At 68.7% G+C, this 17950-nt stretch carries 12 protein-coding genes and 3 pseudogenes; 12 read left to right on the forward strand and 3 right to left on the reverse strand.

Annotated features, from left to right (window positions below; all coding sequences use genetic code 11):
- Positions 1–116: 116 nt before the first annotated feature.
- The 9 genes and pseudogenes from OHA64_RS02630 to OHA64_RS02670 all read left to right on the forward strand — a co-directional run bounded on the left by OHA64_RS02630 (position 117) and on the right by OHA64_RS02670 (position 9779).
- A complete protein-coding gene (locus OHA64_RS02630) occupies positions 117–1247 on the forward strand; it encodes an XdhC family protein (RefSeq protein WP_405607179.1) in 1131 nt (376 codons plus the stop codon).
- A 563-nt stretch (positions 1248–1810) separates the two neighbouring features.
- The gene (locus OHA64_RS02635; protein ID WP_405607182.1) at positions 1811–2203 is read left to right on the forward strand and encodes a hypothetical protein; all 393 of its coding nucleotides are present in this window, start codon (positions 1811–1813) and stop codon (positions 2201–2203) included.
- 5 nt (positions 2204–2208) lie between these two features.
- A complete protein-coding gene (locus OHA64_RS02640) occupies positions 2209–3183 on the forward strand; it encodes a hypothetical protein (protein WP_405607185.1) in 975 nt (324 codons plus the stop codon).
- Positions 3184–3253: 70 nt separating this feature from the next.
- On the forward strand, positions 3254–4867 hold the full coding sequence (locus OHA64_RS02645; protein WP_405607188.1) for a prenyltransferase/squalene oxidase repeat-containing protein: 1614 nt from the start codon (positions 3254–3256) through the stop codon (positions 4865–4867).
- On the forward strand, positions 4864–5124 hold the full coding sequence (locus OHA64_RS02650) for a hypothetical protein (RefSeq protein WP_405607191.1): 261 nt from the start codon (positions 4864–4866) through the stop codon (positions 5122–5124). The genes OHA64_RS02645 and OHA64_RS02650 overlap by 4 nt, the downstream gene beginning before the upstream one ends.
- Before the next feature lie 45 nt (positions 5125–5169).
- Positions 5170–6789 (forward strand): wax ester/triacylglycerol synthase domain-containing protein, encoded by a 1620-nt coding sequence (locus OHA64_RS02655; protein ID WP_405607194.1) that lies wholly within the window; start codon positions 5170–5172, stop codon positions 6787–6789.
- Positions 6786–7823 (forward strand): beta-ketoacyl-ACP synthase III, encoded by a 1038-nt coding sequence (locus OHA64_RS02660; RefSeq protein WP_405607197.1) that lies wholly within the window; start codon positions 6786–6788, stop codon positions 7821–7823. The genes OHA64_RS02655 and OHA64_RS02660 overlap by 4 nt, the downstream gene beginning before the upstream one ends.
- 86 nt (positions 7824–7909) lie before the next feature.
- Positions 7910–9076, forward strand: a pseudogene (locus OHA64_RS02665) (Ku protein).
- A gap of 58 nt (positions 9077–9134) precedes the next feature.
- On the forward strand, positions 9135–9779 hold the full coding sequence (locus tag OHA64_RS02670; protein ID WP_405607200.1) for an ATP-binding protein: 645 nt from the start codon (positions 9135–9137) through the stop codon (positions 9777–9779).
- 126 nt (positions 9780–9905) lie between these two features.
- Here the strand turns inward: OHA64_RS02670 and OHA64_RS02675 are convergent.
- A pseudogene (locus OHA64_RS02675) lies at positions 9906–10955 on the reverse strand (transposase); the annotation flags it as partial.
- 439 nt (positions 10956–11394) lie between these two features.
- Here OHA64_RS02675 and OHA64_RS02680 point away from each other — a divergent pair.
- The 3 genes from OHA64_RS02680 (at position 11395) to OHA64_RS02690 (ending at position 15907) form a co-directional block, all read left to right on the forward strand.
- Positions 11395–11949, forward strand: coding sequence for a tetratricopeptide repeat protein (locus OHA64_RS02680; protein WP_405607203.1), 555 nt, complete (start codon positions 11395–11397; stop codon positions 11947–11949).
- A gap of 345 nt (positions 11950–12294) precedes the next feature.
- Positions 12295–13089: an SDR family oxidoreductase gene (locus tag OHA64_RS02685; protein WP_405607206.1), complete on the forward strand. Its 795-nt coding sequence runs from the start codon at positions 12295–12297 to the stop codon at positions 13087–13089.
- A gap of 1132 nt (positions 13090–14221) precedes the next feature.
- Positions 14222–15907 carry a ribonuclease J gene (locus OHA64_RS02690; RefSeq protein WP_405607209.1) on the forward strand — a complete coding sequence of 562 codons (1686 nt, stop codon included), beginning with the start codon at positions 14222–14224 and terminating at the stop codon, positions 15905–15907.
- A 226-nt stretch (positions 15908–16133) separates the two neighbouring features.
- Here OHA64_RS02690 and OHA64_RS02695 read toward each other — a convergent pair.
- Both OHA64_RS02695 and OHA64_RS02700 read right to left on the reverse strand, forming a co-directional pair.
- Positions 16134–16376: pseudogene (locus OHA64_RS02695) on the reverse strand (amino acid ABC transporter substrate-binding protein); the annotation flags it as partial.
- Positions 16377–16386: 10 nt separating this feature from the next.
- Positions 16387–17949, reverse strand: coding sequence for a carboxylesterase/lipase family protein (locus OHA64_RS02700; protein WP_405607212.1), 1563 nt, complete (start codon positions 17947–17949; stop codon positions 16387–16389).
- Position 17950: the final 1 nt, after the last annotated feature.

Below are 17950 nucleotides of genomic sequence, written 5' to 3' on the forward strand. Positions count from 1 at the left end.
CGAGGGGCACCCCGTTTCCGCTGCCGGACCTTCCAGGGCCGCCGCCGCGCGAGGCGACGCCCTCCGGCGGCGCGGCGGCGGCCCGCCCCCACCCCCTTTGCACGAAGGACCCGTTCATGCTGAACATCGCGGACTCACTGCACCGCTGGTGCCGCGACGCCCGTCCCTTCGCCGTGGCCACCGTCGTCGACGTCCGGGGCAGCGCGCCTTTGCCGGTCGGTACGTCGGTTGCGGTGGACGAGAACGGCAACGCGGTCGGCAGCATCTCCGGCGGCTGCGTCGAGGGCGGCGTCTACGAGCTGTGCCAACAGGTCCTCGGCGACCGGGGCGCTCCGCAGCGGGCCTGGTTCGGCTACTCCGACGACGACGCCTTCGCCGTGGGCCTCACCTGCGGCGGCGAACTCGACGTCCTCATCCAGCGCGTCGACCCCACGGCACAACCGCACCTCGCCGCCGCCCTCACCGACATCGTGGAAGGCCGACCCGCCGCTGTGGCCCAGGTCGTCGACGGTCCGGAAGAGCTGGTGGGCGGGATGCTGTACGTCGACGCGGCGGGAGGCATCCATCCCGGCACGCTGACCGGAGCGGTGCGACGGGAGGTCGGCGCACAGGCGTGGGCTCTGCTGCGGGCTGGACGCACGGCCAGGTCGGAGGTCGGTGGGGATGCCGAAACCTGCCCGGAACGGCTCTCCGTGCTGGTCCACGTCCACGCGTCCCGTCCCCGCATGCTGATCTTCGGCGCGGTCGACTTCGCCGCCGCACTCAGCCAGGCCGGCCGCTTCCTGGGCCACCGGGTGACTGTCTGCGACGCCCGCCCCGTCTTCGCCACACCCGCTCGTTTCCCGCACGCCGACGAGGTGGTGGTCGACTGGCCCCACCGCTACCTGGAACACACGACCGTGGACGCCCGTACCGCCGTCTGCGTCCTCACCCACGACGCCAAGTTCGACATCCCCCTGCTGCAGCTCGCACTCGGCCTACCGGTCGCCTACATCGGCGCGATGGGATCCCGACGCACCCACGACGAACGCCTGCGCCTCCTGAGAGAGGCGGGCGTGACCGAGGAGCAGTTGGCCCGGCTGCGCTCCCCTATCGGCCTCGACCTCGGCGCCCGTACGCCCGAGGAGACGGCGGTCTCCATCACCGCGGAGATCGTCTCCTCCAGCAACAGCGCAACTGGCCTGCCCCTGTCCGACCTGTCCGGCCCAATACACCGGGAAAGGGAGTTCGTGCTGGGGGCCGTATAGAAGCAGGCGCGTCGGGTGCAACGCGTTCGCCGGACCCGGCTTCAGTCGCTCCGGCGCAGGTCGGAGGTGCAACGCACCTCGCTGTTGCAACGGCGGTGAGGGCGGCCGGCGGCTACCGGCGCGGATGCAGCAGGATGGGGCAGTCTCTCGTCGTCGCTGCTCCGGGACAGGTCCTTCGAGGGCTACCAAGTGCCGCTCGATCCGCTTGTCTCGTCGCCGCTCAACAAGGGGGGCCGCTGTATCACGCCTTCAGGTGAACTTCGGCTGGGGAAAGGTTCATTCGTCCGACGTTGGGAGCGTTTTAGGCAACTCTGGCTGCCCCTGCAACGGAAGGCTTGCCCATGCGGCGTCGTGCTGTGGTCGCCACTGCTCTGGTTTCCCTGTCGGCTGGTGCCGTGTCCGCGGCTGTGGCCGCTGGACCTGTGATGCCTGTTGCCGGGACCATCACGTGGTGCTTGTCTTCTGCCGCGGCTCAACATCTGGCGGCTGACGGGGTTGTGGTGTCGGCTGGTGCTCCGGCGGTGCTGGACTCTTCAGGACCCGCCCCGTGTGTGCAGTGGCCGATGAAGGGCGAGATCAGTCTCGACCTGGCTGAGGGGTCCTGGACTGCGGGGGGCGGCATGACCTTCACCAGGGTCTCGGACGGGCACAGTCTGCGCTTCACCAAGGCGCACGGTGACTTGGCGCGACGATCGATGTCGATGGATGCGGCTGTTGGAGATGAAGCAGCGCAACCGGTCGATCTCTCCACGTATGAGCTCGACATGAAGAAGGTCACGGTCACCATGCCGTCCTTGAACTCGCCCGGTTCGGTGGCGGGCAAGCCGTTCGACACGATGCTGGCGCAGGACGGTGCGGCGGTGTTCTCCCGGGCGTTCGGTGCGTCGCCGGTTGCCGCGGGGGACAGCCTGGCCACGGTCGCGGGCCGTGTCGATGTGGTACCGGCGCTGGACTGAGTCGGATGTCACGGGTTTCTGACGTCGGCCTTGCCTGTCCTGGTCTGCTGGGCGAGGTCCGGGTTGAGAAGGCCGGCGCCGCGGTGCTCGCGTGGGCGCGGGATCTGGGACTGGTGGTCGATGGTTTTGAGGAGAAGCGTCTGGTTGCAATGCGGCTGGGGGAATTCGCCGGCCTGACCGTGCCAGAGGCGCGCGCCGGTGACCTGGACCTGACGGCCCAGTGGGCGGCGTTCATCTGCCTGGTCGACGACCGGTTCGACCGTAGCCACGTCGATGCCGGCGCGGAGGAGGTCGCGGCGTTGTTCAAACGGCTGCTGGACGTGATCACCGGTGGTGGTGCGGACGGATCAGGCAGCGTGTTCGAGCAGGCCCTGGACGACTTGTGGAGGCGTACGGCTCCGAGGATGTCCGCGCAGTGGCGGGAGCGGTTCGTTGCCGACTACCGCGATTTCGCCCTGGCCACGTGTGAAGAGGCCGTCGGCCGCACGGGCCGGGTCCGGCTGGGGCTCAGCGACTACGTCCTGCGGCGTCGCAGGACGATCACCGCGCTGCCCATGGCAGACATCCTGGAATGCACCGCGGGCGCGCCCTGGCCCGGACTGCCCGGCGGGGAAGACCTCATGGTGGAGTTGCGGCTGGTTGCGGCTGATGTGGCCGGCTGGACCAATGACCTGGCCTCGGCCGAGAACGACCTGCGGGAGGGCCGCGACAATCTGGTGACCATGCTGAGCCGTGAACGCGGCTGCTCTCTGTCCTCGGCACGCGAGCAGGTCATCGGTATGCGAGACGACCGAGTCAGGGATTTCCACGCCCTTGCCGCCTCGTTGACCGCGCTGTCCGCTCCCGGAATTGAGCGGGATGCAACGCGGCGTTACCTGGCGGCCCTCGGTTCCTTTGTGGCCGCGACGCTGCACTGGCTTGGCGTCACCGATCGCTTCGACGCCAGCTGGTCGCCTGGGCGCCCCGGTCCATGTGACTGATCTGGTTCGTTCGGCCCCTGCCGATGCGCGCTCCACCGTGTTTTTCGTGCCCTGAAGGACTGTCCTGCCGATGAGACTCCCTGCCGCCGAGCACCTCCCCCCGCCCTGGCCGTCGTCGCGTTTCCCAGCAGCGCTGTCCGCCGGACGCGGGCGTCTTTTGGCGTACTTGCTGAACCGGGTGGGAGCGGACGGTGCGGTGCGCGACTCCTGCCGAAGCCGGGTCCTTGAATCCGCGCTCGCCCTGGCACTGGTCGACCGGGGCGGATCCGGCCCACGCGACGCACGTGACCGCATGGTGGGCTACCTGGAACGCCACCGGGGCAGCGCGGACCTGATGGACGCGGCTGTGGCCGCCACCGCCCTGGGGCGGGGCACCGGGCACCCTGCGCGCCACCAGGTCCTCGAGGACATCGTCAGCCGTGTCCCGGACTTCACCGGACCTCGCAAACGCGCTCTGGTCCACGCCATCTTCACCATGCTTGGCGCTGCCACCGCCCATGACGAGTTCGCTCCCGATGCCTTCGATGTGCGCGGACTGCATCCCTGGGCCGCTGTGCAGGCCGTTGCCGTAAAAGCGATCCTGGGCCGGGCGGCAGGCAGAGCCCCGGTCGGCCGGGACGATGTCACCCTGCTGACCTCCACCCAGCGCCCCGGAACGGTGTGGGAGGGAAACCTCTTCATTCACCTGTCCGTTCTTCATGCCCTTGTGGATGTGCCCGGCTTGGAGCGCGTCGTCGACGCCGGCCTGCGTACCGCTCTCATGCACCAGCGTGAGGACGGCGGCCTGCCTTTCGTCACGGACACCGACACATGGTGCACAGCCACCGCGGGCCTCGCCCTGGGCAGCGCCGGCGCACCGCGCGAGGCATTGCACCGCATCGCCCGGCGCCTGGTGCACCTGCAGCACTCGAACGGCGGCTGGTCCTACACCGACCACGCTCGGCTCTCCGACACGGACTGCACCACCGTGGCCATCGAGTTCCTGCATCAGCTGGACGCGGACGCCTACCGTGACCCGGTTTGCCGTGCCCTGGACGCCCTGATCGCGGTCCGCGGCGCCGACGGCGGATTCCCCACCTACGGATCAGGCACTCCCTCCGAGGCGTGCATGACCGCCGCCGCGATCAACGCGCTCCGCACCCAAGGCCACCATCATCACCTCATCCGGGCTGCCCTGCGCTTTCTCGCCGACTGCCAGCTGCCTGACGGCTCCTTTCCCCCCGGCTGGAGCAGCAGTCGCCTGCACACCCTCTTCAGGGCGTACCTGGCCACCCGCCCCCACCACGGACAGTCCGCTCTGACCGTCCATGACATGAGCGGTCGGATCGCCGGCCTGGTGCAGAGCGCACAGAACGCGGACGGCGGCTTCGGACAGCGAAACGGCGCCCCGAGCGACGCCGTCAGCACTGCCTATGCCCTGATCATCCTGGCCGGACAGCCCGACCCTGCTCCCGCTGCGCGCGCCACCGGCTACCTGCTCGCCCAGCAGCGTCCCGACGGCAGCATCATGTCCGTTCCCGACATGCTCGGCCCGCGTCCTTTCCCGTATCACGTCCCGTTGTTGACCGACGCGTTCACTCTGCTCGCCCTGGGTCACCTCGCCCATCGCATCCGGCCATCACTCGTCGTCATGCCGGGCCACCGGCACAGCAGTGCGCAACCCGCCCGAAGGACCGCCCCATGAACCCACTCCGCCCCAAGCCGACTTCCCCTTCCCTGCCCGGCGTATGCCTGGTCACGGGAGGCGCAGCGGGCATCGGCTGGGCCCTGACCCGCGCCTTGGCCGCGGCCGGGTCCCACATGTACGTGGGCGACAACTCGCGGACCGGCCTCGAGCGAGCCGCCGCCTGGGACCACCTCGTCGAAATCTGGCCCGCTTACGTCTCCTTCGCCCAACGCTCGGGGCGCCGCTTGCGGATCTTCCGGCTCGCACCGGCCTGACCCCTGTCTCCCCACCGGACCACCACCGCGGAGAACACTGTGACCGTGCCCCTTCGTCCCACTCCCATGGACCTGACCATGCACGGCATGGCCCAGGCTCATCCCTCGATCTCCCAGACCATCGGAGTGATCCTCCATCTGGAAGGCACTCCTCCCGCCCTCGGCGAACTCCGCGCTCATGTCGCCTCCCACCTGGAGCACGAGCCGCGCCTGACCCACTACCTGCACGGCCCCGGGCTCAAAGCCCGCTGGCACCGCGATCCGGACCCCGACCTGAACCACCGCGTCCGCGAACAGCGCCTCCCGTCAGGCGACCAGCATCTCGAGACGGCTCTGACCGGCCTCGTCGCGCACCCCTTGCCCGACACGGGCCCCCTGTGGGACATCTGGCTGCTGACCGGGTACGACCCGGGGCGTTATGTCATCTGCCTGCGGGCGCACCACAGCACCCAGGACGGCATGGGCCTGATCGGTACCGTGACCACTCTGTTCGGCACCGCACCCGCGCCCGCCATGCAGCCGGCGCCCCGGGCAGGCGTGGGAACTTACCTGGGCACCGTGCGCGGCATGCTCTCCGCGAGCGCCACCAACAACGTCTGGAACGACACCGCGCTGCCCCTCACCGGCGACCGTGACATCAGCTGGGCGCATGTCCCCACACAGCGCTTGCGGACAGCTGCCGCCGCCCGCGGCGGCGACACGAACGACGGCTTCCTGGCCACCCTCAGCGGGGCCCTGCGCACGTGGACGTCACATTCCTGGTCCCGGGGCGCCGACCGGCCGCTGCCGGCCATCACGATGGTCAACCTGCGGCGAGCCGAAGAACACGATCGGCCCGGAAACTACTGCACTTTCGCGCCTGCGAACCTGCCCTGCCACGAGCCGACAGCTGAAGGCCGCCTCGACTACGTCGTCGCCGCCACCCGCACCGCGAAAGACCCGGCCCGTCACAAGGCCATGCGTTCCGTGATGGACCTCGTCCCCGCACGGGCCTTCCAGGCCCTGGCAACCCGGCTGACCACACCCGACCGGGCCACCATCACCACGTCCCACGTCGCCATCCACCGGCCCCTGCGCTACAGAGAGGACCTCGTTACCCGCCTCCAGCCCTTCAACTGGCTCCCACGGCACCAGCCGGCGTCGATCGTGGCCTGCAGCTACAACGGAACCACCAGCGTCTGCTTCGTCACCGACGCCGCTCTCCCCGGACTGCGCCCGCTGCCCCGTCTGTTCCACGACGCGATTGACGAACTCCCGCAGCCTCAGCCTGGCGACGACCCGCAGGTGGACAGCCGACCGGACCGACCTCACCGCACCGGCGCGACGCTTCCGGCACCCAGCGCTGACTGCGGCAGCACAGCCGTCATCGATTTCGCGCTCATCAAGGACATTCTGGTCCGACAGGGAGATCTCCCGGCCGAACCGATCACTCACACGGCCACGCAGTCACAAGCCAACGTCGACTCCCTGGCCGTGGCCGTGCTGTCCATGACTCTCGAGGACCGCCTGGGCGTCGTGATCACCGAACACGAACTGGCGAAGGCACCCACCATCGCCGACCTGGTGAATCTGGTGGCCCAACGGGCAGCAGATCAGACGGAACCCGGCAGCCCGTCCGCCGTCCGTGACGCGAACGAGCAAAGCACAGAGAAGACAGACCGTTGATCTTTGCACGGAGAAGCACAACCCCGTCGCCGGCGCATGCCGCGCGACTGATCGGCCTGGGGGCTTACCTGCCCCCGAAGAAGGTTCCCAACGCCGACTTCGCCGCACGCCTGGATACGACGGATGAATGGATCCGCACCCGTATCGGCATCGCCGAGCGACACATCGCCGATCCGGCGACAGCCACCAGTGACCTGGCCGTAGAGGCAGGACGGCGCGCGATGAAATCGGCGCAGGTCGAATATGTCGACGCCGTCATCCTGGCTACCGCCACTCCGGACCATCACGTGCCCGGCACCGCGCCCCTGGTGGCCGACCAACTCGGCCTGCCGCAGGTCTGCGCCTTCGATCTCGGCGCCGGCTGCTCGGGCTTCGTCTACGCGACAACCGTCGCAGCAGGGCTCATCCACGCGGGAACCGCCGGCACCGTACTGGTCATCGGAGCGGAGAAGATGTCGGCCGTCGTCGACCCCGCCGACCGCTCCACCGCGCCGATCTTCGGAGACGGGGCCGGCGCAGTCGTCCTCACAGCCGGACAAGCCGACGAGCCAGGAGCTCTCGGACCCACCGCCTGGGGCAGCGAGGGCAAGCACGCAGACGCCATCTGCATCCCCGCCGGGGGCTCCCGCCGCCCCTCACGCACAGTCGACGATCTGAAGAATCAGTACGTGCACATGAAGGGCAATGAAGTATTCCGTCATGCGGTGCGCCGCATCACTCACGTGACGCAAGAAGCTGCCGCCGCAGCCGGATGGCGCATCCAGGACGTTGACAGGCTGATCGTCCACCAAGCAAACGCACGCATCAGCGCAGCCGTGGCCGACGCCCTGGGAATCCCCCCGGAGCGCGTACCCGCCAACATCACCCACGTCGGCAACACCTCCGCGGCCTCCATCCCCCTGCTGCTGAGCCACGCTGCGATCGACGGGCGACTGAAAGCCAGGCAACGAGTCCTCGTGACCTCTTTCGGAGCAGGCTTCACCTGGGCAGCCACCACACTGCTGTGGCCCGTCGACCTTCAGGCTCTCGTCTGAGCTCCAACCGCGTTCGCAGGTGAAGGCCCGGCGCTGCCGACGCACGCTGTGCGTCCAGGGGTGTCAGCGTGGTCAGCAGGAGCTTCATGCGATGGGCAGATGGAGAGTGGTTGGTCCTGGCGCGCGCAATCTGGACCGGTGTGATCACCTTCGGGCTGGTCAGCGTGCCAGTTGGCCTGTTCACCGCGACCGATGACCACACCGTCCACTTCCACCAGCTACAGCGCGGGACCTCCGACCGGATCCGCAACCGGCGGGTCAACGAAGGCACCGGCGACGAAGTGGACAGCAACGACATCGTCAAGGGCTTCGAAGTGAGCCAGGGCGAGTACCTCGTCGTGGAGCCCGACGAACTGGAGCAGATCGCGCCGGGCCGCTCCCAGACCATCGACATCACCGACTTCGTCGACCTGGACCAGATCGAACCGGTCCACTTCGGCCGCACGTACTACATCGCCCCGCGGAGCAGGGAGTACACAAAGGTGTAGGAGCTGCTGCGCGCCGCCCTGGCCGAAGCGAACAAGGTGGGGATCTCCACGTTCGTGATACGGGGCAAGCAGCACCTGACCGCGCTGCGCGCGGAGGACGAGATCCTGGTGCTCCAGACCCTCCACTGGGCCGACGAGGTCCGCGACCCGCGCCAGGAGCTGCCCGAACTGCCCTCCGGCCGGGCGGGCAAGGGCAAGGAGCTGGACATGGCGCTCCAGCTGGTCGGCGCTCTCAGCGGGCCGTGGGAGCCGTCCCGCTATCACGACACGTACCAGGAGAAGGTGCGGGAGCTGATGCAGGCGAAGGCCGAGGGCCAGAATGTCACGCCTGCCGAGGAGGCACCGGCGGCCACCAACGTCATCGACCTGATGACGGTTCTTCAGGGCAGCATCGACCAGGCCCGCGGCGGAGGCAAGACAGGCGGCAGACGTGAGACAGAGGGTGAACCGACTCAGAAGAAGCCGGCTCCGGCTCGCAACGCGGCACGGAAGACTTCCGAGAAGGCGGCGAAGAAAACCGTCGCCCGGAAGGCGCCGCCGAAGACGGCCCGTGCATCGGCCGCATCCCGCAGCCGGCGCGGCACCGGCACGGGCACCGGCACCGGCACCGGCACCGGCACCGGCGAACTGCGGCAGCTGAGCAAGGCGGAGCTGTATGAGCGGGCCACCGAGCAGGACATCACCGGCCGCTCCAAGATGAGCCGGGAGGAACTCATCGACGCCCTCGCCCGCGCCGGGCGCCGCCGCAAGAAGAGCGCCGCCTGACCCGGCGTCGGTGCCGGGACGCCCGTCTGAGCGGAAGAGGATGCTGGATACTCGCGGTATGGATGGATCAAGGGCTGACTGGATCAACACCACCCACGATTGGGCCCGTGACGTGGATCTGGGCCATCTCGCACAGATTCGCCAGGCGCCGGAGGAATTTGCTCCCTGTGGCCCAGCGCACCTCGTCCTTGAAGTCGTTGCCTATGCCGCCGATGAGGCATCGAGTCGAGCGGGGGGCCGCTGTCTGATCACTCTGCACGGCGACGGCTCTGTGTCCGTGGCAGACAACGGCCGTGGCACCGACACTCGCGTTGATGATCGTGCTCGGATCGTGAAGAAGCCGGTGATGGCGTCGAAGGACCTACGGTTTTTCGACTCCCCGGATGCGGAGCGGCTTCCAGACGGGCATCCGCGTCGCGGCATGTCCGTCGTAGCGGCGCTCAGCGAGTGGCTGATTCACACCAACCGCCGTCGCAACGGGGCCTGGAGCCAGCGCTATGAGCGCGGTGTGCCAGTGACTGACCTGATTCCTCTCGAGGACGACGGAACCACCGGAACGCTCGTCCGCTTTCTACCGGTCGAGTCGCTCAGGCCGCCGGGGTCGTTGACCGTGGACGATCTGGCGCGGTGGACCGCGCAGTGGCCTGGCCTGGAGGTCCGCTTCGAGGACCAACGCAGCAAAGGGGATCAACTGAACCAGTGAGAGTCTCCCCCGACAGCAGCGAGGCCGGCGTGACGGAACAGCGACGCTCCTGGCGACTGGTTGTGCTTGACGACCAGCCGGCCACACGGTCAACCGCGGTCGCTCGTCGACGCGCGACCGCCGACAGAAGCGTCGTAGGTATGCCTGCCAGAGCCGGTCGGCGTCTGCCGCAGTGGCGTCGGTGCCGGACCACCACAGCCAGACCGGCTTGGGTGTTGCTCCGCTGGGCAGGTGGTCGATGTCCAGGCGGATCACCGTCCCTTCGACGATCGGGAGGGTGCCGTCTGCGGCTGCCCAGGACGAGCGGTGGGTCAGCTTGGGGTGCAGCCGGTCCCAGGAGCGGGCCCTGGCGGTGCCGTAGAGGCGGGTTTCGGTGACTGTTTCGGTGTCCGGTGTGCCCCAGGTGTCGGGCTGTCCGAAGACGAACTCGCCTCCGTGCCGGGGCGGTCGGCCCTGGGTGTGCGGCAGCCGGGGTGGGACAGCCCTGCGCAGGACGCGGTCGGATCGCATCCTGGCCAGCACCTGGACCGGCAGGTCTTTGAGGAGGAAGCCGAGGCGGGGCGCGTCGTATCCGGCGTCCGCGACGATAAGGATGTCCGGGTCCCCTGTCTGCCACTGCCCGGCCGTGATCAGTCGCTGAAGCAGATCGCGCAGCTGCCGGGCGGTGACGGTGGCGGTGTCGTCGCCGGGGGCCAGGCGGAGTGCGTCCAGGGGTGCGGTCCATCAGCTGCGGCCTGGCTCGAGCGCGCAGATGATCGAGTAGGGCCAGCCGGGGACCGGGATGTGCTGGTCCTTGCCCCGGCCGTAGGTGTGGCACAGGATCCGCTGCGGTGAGGTGTGGGCGTCGGGCCGCAGCCAGCAGGTGACGTCGATGGCCAGGACCAGCCGGCCATCGGCAGCCCGCGGCAGCGGCACTTCGGCCAGTGCCCGCCGCAGCCGGCCGGCATCGAGGCGTCCACGGGCCACCGCGGCGTAGAGCCCTCCATGGCCGCGGCGGTATTCACCCACCAGCGACAGCTCCGCCAGCGACCTCACCGGTCCGTCGCCGCACAGAACGGCGTCAGCCAGCTCGAACAACGCGTCCGAACGAGCGGTCAGGCAGAAGTAGAACTCGCCCCGGAAGCATGACAGTTGTGTCAATGCGTCAGACCGGGCGTCGTGATGCAGCAGACTCATCCTCACGGCCTTCGTTCTGAATGTGTGTGTTCCTTGGTCGGAGCACATGTTCAGACGAAGGCCGCTTCCGCGTACGGCAGTTACCGGACCGAGGGATCAAGTTCGACCTGCCATTCGACGCCGGACGTTAAAGATCAAGTTAGGGCCTGTTGCGAAAGCCACGGGCGGCCGGGCTCGACTGCCCAGGGAAGCTCTCTGGGAAAAGGTGACGGCCAGGACGGCTTGCTGGCAGTCCCAGTTGCCGGCGACCCGGGTGCTGAGCGCGGCCGCCACAAATTCCCGTCTCCCCGCCGGGGCACAGCGATAGCCTCGGCGCTGCCATCGTCCAACGGGGAGAGGTTGAAGTATGCAAGGGCAGGACTGGATCGAACGTGCGGGAGAGCTGTTCGAAGCGGCTATGTTCGGCGGGGACACGTCCGCGCTGGAGCGGTCCGATGACGTGCTGGACGCGGTCGAGGCGCCGCTTTCCATGGCGCGGGGCAAGGTGTTGCACGTCCGATTCCTGAACGACCGCGAGGAGAACATCCAGGAACTGGTGCTGTTCGAGCGCGCGGCCGAGTTGTACGGGCGTCTGGGGAACCCCTCGGGTGAGGCGGACGCATTGTTCTGGGTCGGCTGCTGGCATCAGGTGGTCAAGGGCGACGGCGCCGCCGGCAGGCCGTACTTCGAGCGGTCGTACGAGCTGGCGAAATCCGTCAACGACCGGATGACGATGTCCTATGCGATTCGCCATCTCGGCTTCGCAGACAAGGACGCAGGCCACTTCGACCAGGCCCGCGAGCGGCTGATCGAATCGGTGACGCTGCGCCGGGAGATCGGCTTCAGGGCCGGAGAGGCGGCCGGTCTGTTGGCACTGGCCTACCTCGCGGCCGAAACCGGCGACTCACCGGCGGCGTTCCGCCACCTCGACGAGGCCCAGTCGGTCGCTGAGAGCTGCGGTGCCAAGGCCGTGTCGGGGTGGATCGAGCAAGCACGCATGCTCATCCGCTCCTAGGTTCTGACAGGGAAGTGCTGGTCACAGTCACTCGTTGAGGACTGCGACCAGCACAGTCGCCTCGTAGCGGACGGCAAGCTTGTCGTACCTCGTGGCCACGGCCCGGTGGCGCTTGAGGCGATTGATCCCGCACTCGACCGCGTGCCGCTGCTTGTAGTCGTCCTTGTCGAACTTGGGCGGCCCCTCCGCCTCGCGATCCGCGCTTGAGGCGGTTGCGGACGCGGTCCGTCAGGACCCTGATCCGCTTGCTTGGAGGGCACTCCAAGGCCATAGCGTTGAGACAGCTGAACCGAACACCCGACGCGTCGACGCATTATCCCGCACGACCAACGAGAATGGCGGCAAGTGGTAGACAACCAATTCACAACGCATGCAGAACTTTTCGATCTGTCTGGAAAGCGCGCGCTCGTCACCGGTGGCACCAGAGGCATCGGGATGATGATCGCGCGTGGCCTTCTCCAGGCCGGCGCCCGCGTGGTCATCAGCTCACGCAACGCAGAAGCGTGCGCTCAGGCGCAGGAACAGCTGTCCAAATTCGGTGAGGTGCGGGCCATCCCCGCCGACCTGTCCCGCCACGACGAGTGTCGGCGACTGTCCGACCTCGTCACCGCCGACTCGGAGCGTCTCGACATCCTCGTCAACAACGCGGGCGCCATATGGGACGAGCCACTGGCGACGTTCCCAGACGCGGCCTGGGACACGGTCGTCGACCTCAACCTGAAGTCGCCGTTCTGGCTGGTCCAGGCGCTGCTGCCCGCACTTCGCAAGGCGGGCACCGCCGACGATCCCGCGCGGATCATCAACATCGGCAGCATCGCCGCCATCCACATCCCCCAGCGGCCCAACTACTCGTACTCCAGCAGCAAGGCCGCACTGCATCAACTCACCAGAGTGCTCGCCAAGGAACTAGGACCGCAGCACGTCACCGTGAACGCCGTGGCGCCGGGACCGTTCCCGTCGACGATGATGGCCTCAACCCTCGATGAGTTCGGCGAGGAAATCGCGGCGTCGGCCCCACTACGCCGGATCGGCCGCGACGACGACATGGCGGGTGTCGCCGCGTTCCTCGCCAGCCGGGCAGGCGCATACCTGACGGGCACCGTGATCCCCGTCGACGGCGGCATCGCCACAACCGCGTAGGCCGCCTAGTGTCTGTTGCGAAAGTCGATCTTGATCGTTGATGATCATGCCCTGTGGGACGTGGGGATCCGACGAACGGCCAGTGGGCCCGACTTGAGCCGCTGTTGCCGCGAGGCATCAAGTCGGGCCGTCCGCCGGTGTGGACGCGGCGGCAGCTGATGGACGGCATACGGTGGCGGACCCGGACGGAGACGCGGGATCAAGGCCACGATCCCGGTCCCGACGGACCGCGTCCGCATTCGCCTCAAGCGCGGATCGCGAGGTGGAGGGCGGCCCAAGTGCGACAAGGACGACTACCAGCGGCGGCACACGGTCGAGTGCGGGATCAACCGCCTCAAGCGCCACCGGGCTGTAGCCACGAGGTATGACCCGGCACCGAACCTACCGACCCGCCCACACCCGGACGCCCGGGCCTCCACCCAGCAAAGAGCCTGCCAACTGGCCTCGACCTCACGATCACGCCCGTCAGCCGCCCTGCCCCCTGTTTCAGCAAAGAGGCGGGGGCAGCAGCGAAGACCTCCCCAGGCACTGCGCCGCTGCCCCTGCCAACCGTCTCCGACTACCCAGAAGTTTCGGTACCAGGCCCCGTCACCGTCATTTCGCAACGGCATTCGTCAGTCCGGCCATCGGCGATCTGGTCCCGATACGCAGGACGGCGCGCGGTCCCGCCGCCATTCCTCCGGCGTGGCCGTCCGGTGAAGCGTCCTCGCGGGCTGCGACGCCGGTTCCCATCGTCACCCTCGCTGCCCCGACGTGGACGCGGGCACACCTGACCAGCTCGAACCGCATCGCCCGAGTGCAGGTTCTGGCCCCCGCTCAAGAGCGCATCCCTGATCAGCCAGTTGCCGCGCCGCTGCTTCCGGCCTGGTCCGGACCTGGCACAGACTGGCTGGGCCCGCCGCCGGTAGACCTGCTGCAGCAGCTGCGTACGAGCTGGTCGACGGCCGCGGCCGCTTGGCCGGACAGGTCTTTGGTGACGGTGATGACGGGATCCGGCAGGACGAGTTCGTCGTCGCTGCGGGCGCGGGCGCAGCCCCGCTCCACCCGCTGACCGCCGCAGCCGCGCCGCGTTGGACAGGCTGGTTGGGCAGCCGGTGGATCACCTCGGCAGACTCTCCGGTAACGTCGGAATATGAGCCACCCGCATCCCGAACTGAAAACCGCCCCTCCCCTGCCTGAAGGAGGGCTCAGGGTCGTCGCCCTGGGCGGTCTCGGTGAGATCGGCCGCAACATGACCGTCTTCGAGCATGCCGGCAAGCTGCTCATCGTCGACTGCGGCGTGCTGTTCCCCGAAGAGACCCAGCCCGGCGTGGACGTGATCCTGCCGGACTTCACCTCGATCCGTGATCGCCTGGACGACATCGTCGCCGTGGTGCTCACCCACGGCCACGAGGACCACATCGGTGCCGTGCCGTATCTGCTGCGAGAGCGCTCCGACATCCCCGTCGTGGGCTCGAAGCTGACACTGGCGTTCCTGGAGGCCAAGCTCAAAGAGCACGGAATCCGGCCCCGCACGGTCCGGGTCCGCGAGAGCGACCGGCGCGGCTTCGGACCCTTCGACTGCGAGTTCGTCGCGGTCAACCACTCCATCCCGGACAGTCTCGCCGTCGCGATCCGCACCCGGGCCGGAATGGTGCTGCACACGGGTGACTTCAAGATGGACCAGTTCCCGCTGGACGACCGCATCACCGACCTGCGCGCCTTCGCCCGCCTCGGTGAGGAAGGTGTCGACCTCTTCCTCACCGACTCCACCAACGCCGAGGTCCCTGGCTTCACCACCTCCGAGCGCGAACTGAACCCGGCGATCGAGCAGGTGATGCGTACCGCCCCGCGCCGGGTGATCGTGTCCAGTTTCGCCAGCCATGTGCACCGCATCCAGCAGGTCCTGGACGCCGCGCACCAGCACGGCCGCAAAGTCGCCTTCGTGGGCCGCTCCATGGTCCGCAACATGGGCATCGCCCGCGACCTCGGTTACCTGAAGGTTCCCAGCGGCCTGGTCGTGAGTACCAAGGAACTGGAGAAGCTCCCCGACCACAAGATCACCCTGGTGTGCACCGGATCCCAGGGCGAGCCGATGGCGGCTCTGTCCCGGATGGCCAACCGCGACCACGTGATCCGCATCGGCAAGGGCGACACCGTCCTGCTCGCCAGCTCCCTGATCCCCGGCAACGAGAACGCCATCTACCGGGTGATCAACGGGCTGACCCGGTGGGGCGCCCATGTCGTCCACAAGGGCAACGCCAAGGTGCACGTCTCCGGGCACGCCAGCGCCGGTGAACTCGTGTACTGCTACAACATCGTCAAACCCCGCAATGTCATGCCCGTGCACGGCGAATGGCGCCACCTGCGGGCCAACGCCGACCTGGCCATCCGTACCGGGGTCGATCCCGAGCGGGTGGTCATCGCCGAGGACGGCGTCGTCGTCGACCTCGTGGAAGGGCGTGCGTCGATCACCGGCAAGGTGCCCGCGGGCAATGTCTACGTGGACGGCATGGAGGTCGGCGGCGCAACCGAGGCGTCCCTGAAGGACCGCCTCACCCTCGCGGAGGAAGGCGTGGTCACCGTGGTGGCGATCGTCGATGCCGACACGGGCGCCCTCGCGGAGACTCCCGACTTCCTGGCCCGCGGGTTCGTCCACGACGACACCACCTTCGAACCGGTCATCCCTGTCATCGAGAAGACTCTGGCGACCGCGGCCCAGGAAGGCGTCGGCGACGCACGCCAGTTGGAACAGCTCATCGCCCGTGCCGTGGCGAACTGGGCCTTCCGTACCCACCGCCGCAGGCCCCTCATCATCCCCGTCATCATCGACGCCTGACCGGCAGCCGCCGTATCCCTCCCCTGCCCTGCCCCGCGGCAGAGGGGGGTCACCACCCCGCATGACCGGTCTCTCGGTCCGTGGCCGGAGCAGATGCAGTCGAAGGCACGGACACCCAACCAGAACGGACGGGTGTCCGTGCCGACGGACTGGGCATCAAGGGTTCCCCGCGCCAGGTACACAGCCATAAATTCGGACATCTGGGCAGTTGGACCTCTGTGCTTGGTCAGCTGGAGTGGAGGATCCGAAAGTGATGGGGTTCCACCGGATCTCGATCGACGACTTGGACCGGCGGCGAGGCCCATTGCCACACGCTGATGCCTGGCATGCGGGAGAACCGGATCTGCCCGCGGGTGCCTTCGACTGACACGCGCGGCCAGAATTCGGCAGTGCGCGCCAGGTTCGCGCCGTGAGGACGCAGCAGATCGGCGAGGACGGCGACCGTGTCGTAGCCCTCGAAGCCGACGAAGACGATGTGGTCACCCGATGGCGTTCCAGAACGCGCAGTGGTGGCGGCGCAGCACTGTACGGGTGGGGACGATGTGGTCCGGTGCCAGGGACAGGACCGTCTGGCGGGGCCAGTGCGGTGACGACGGGCCGTTCGGATCGGCGGTGCGGGCGAAGCGGGTCCAGTAGTCGATCATGGTGTCGGCCAGTCGGTGCTGTGCCGCGGTCAGGTCACGCGGGCGGCCGCCCAGGTCGAACAGGTAGGGCAGTTCGCTCGCGTGCGGTGCGCCGAGCGGGAACGGCGGTACGCCCGAGGTGAGCGGCGGAGCGTGCTCGTCCGCGAACTCGTAGCGCCAGACGGGCACATGGGAGGCGAGCAGGTCGTCGGTACGCGATGTCGGGCAGGCGAAGTTCGCGTCGCCGATGACCGCGCCGAACACCGGGCCCCCGTCGGTGCGGTGCACCGGATACTCGCGGACGATCGCCTGCGCCTCCCCCGGGGAGGGGAAGAAGGCGGCCACGACGTCGGGCCAGGTGTCGGGGGTGACGGGATGGCCGGCCTGGACGATCCCGGCGGCCCAGCCGTTGCCCTCGTCGCGGGTGTTGCCGATGAGCACGGGGATGTGGTGGAAGCGGTCGGCGGCGAGCGCCGCTGGGGGGTCCACTGGCAGCAACGGGGTGATGTGAGCTGGCTGTTGATCGATCTCCTGGGCCTCCAGCAGACGGGGGACGTCCACACGCCGCAGGCAGGCCATGACGTCCCGGGCCGAGCCGCAGCCGACCTTCGCCGCGAGGTCCGCGCCGGCGGCGCGCGCCGTGGACAGGGGGACGGAAGACGGGGCGAACGGCCGGTCGGGGCGGCCTGTGCACGGGCCGCTCTCGATGATCGCCCGGTCGAAGAGCCCCGCAGCGGTGGGTGAGGCGAGCTGGGCGCAGACGCTGTAACCGCCCGCCGACTCACCGGCCAGCGTCACCTTGTGGGCGTCGCCGCCGAAGGCGCCGATCTCGGCACGGACCCAGCGCAGCGCCGCCTGCTGGTCGGCCAGGCCGAAGGTGCCGGAGCCGGGCAGCCCGCTGTGCGCGAGGAAACCCAGGCTCCCCAGGCGGTAGTTGACGGTGACGACCACGACATCGCCGCGGGTGGCCATGCGGTGGGCGTCGTACGAACTGCCCGCTCCGGTGGTCAATCCGCCGCCGTGGAGCCATACGATCACCGGCAGGGGACGTGCCGGTCCGGCACCGTCGGGAGTCGTGACGTTCAGGTGAAGGCAGTCCTCGTCGGTGCTGCCGCCGGGCACCTCGCCGGCCGGCTGGGGACAGGCACTCGCGGGCCGGGTGGCGTCCCGTACCCCGGACCAGGGGGTGGCGGGGCGGGGTGGCGCCCAGCGCAGCCTGCCGAGTGGTGGCGCCGCGTAGGGGATGCCCTCAAAGGTGCGGTATCCGTCGTGGGCGGCGCCCCGTACCGGGCCGTCGTGGGTGCGTACCGTCGTGGCGGCGGGCCGGGCGGGCTGAGTCGGTGGCGCTGCGGACCATGACGTCGCGAGTAAGGCGGTCATGGCGCAGCCCAGGGCGGTCAGGACGCGGTGCATGCTCATC

The sequence above is a fragment of the Streptomyces sp. NBC_00076 genome, from assembly GCF_045041235.1.
Classification (GTDB): Bacteria; Actinomycetota; Actinomycetes; order Streptomycetales; family Streptomycetaceae; genus Streptomyces.

Excerpts from the sequence above, each read along its gene's own strand:
- OHA64_RS02630 (WP_405607179.1), top strand. The coding sequence starts at position 117 with ATGCTGAACATCGCGGACTCACTGCACCGCTGGTGCCGCGACGCCCGT.
- OHA64_RS02635 (WP_405607182.1), top strand. The coding sequence starts at position 1,811 with ATGAAGGGCGAGATCAGTCTCGACCTGGCTGAGGGGTCCTGGACTGCG.
- OHA64_RS02640 (WP_405607185.1), top strand. The coding sequence starts at position 2,209 with ATGTCACGGGTTTCTGACGTCGGCCTTGCCTGTCCTGGTCTGCTGGGC.
- OHA64_RS02645 (WP_405607188.1), top strand. The coding sequence starts at position 3,254 with ATGAGACTCCCTGCCGCCGAGCACCTCCCCCCGCCCTGGCCGTCGTCG.
- OHA64_RS02650 (WP_405607191.1), top strand. The coding sequence starts at position 4,864 with ATGAACCCACTCCGCCCCAAGCCGACTTCCCCTTCCCTGCCCGGCGTA.
- OHA64_RS02670 (WP_405607200.1), top strand. The coding sequence starts at position 9,135 with ATGGATGGATCAAGGGCTGACTGGATCAACACCACCCACGATTGGGCC.
- OHA64_RS02690 (WP_405607209.1), top strand. The coding sequence starts at position 14,222 with ATGAGCCACCCGCATCCCGAACTGAAAACCGCCCCTCCCCTGCCTGAA.
- OHA64_RS02700 (WP_405607212.1), bottom strand. The coding sequence starts at position 17,949 with ATGAGCATGCACCGCGTCCTGACCGCCCTGGGCTGCGCCATGACCGCC.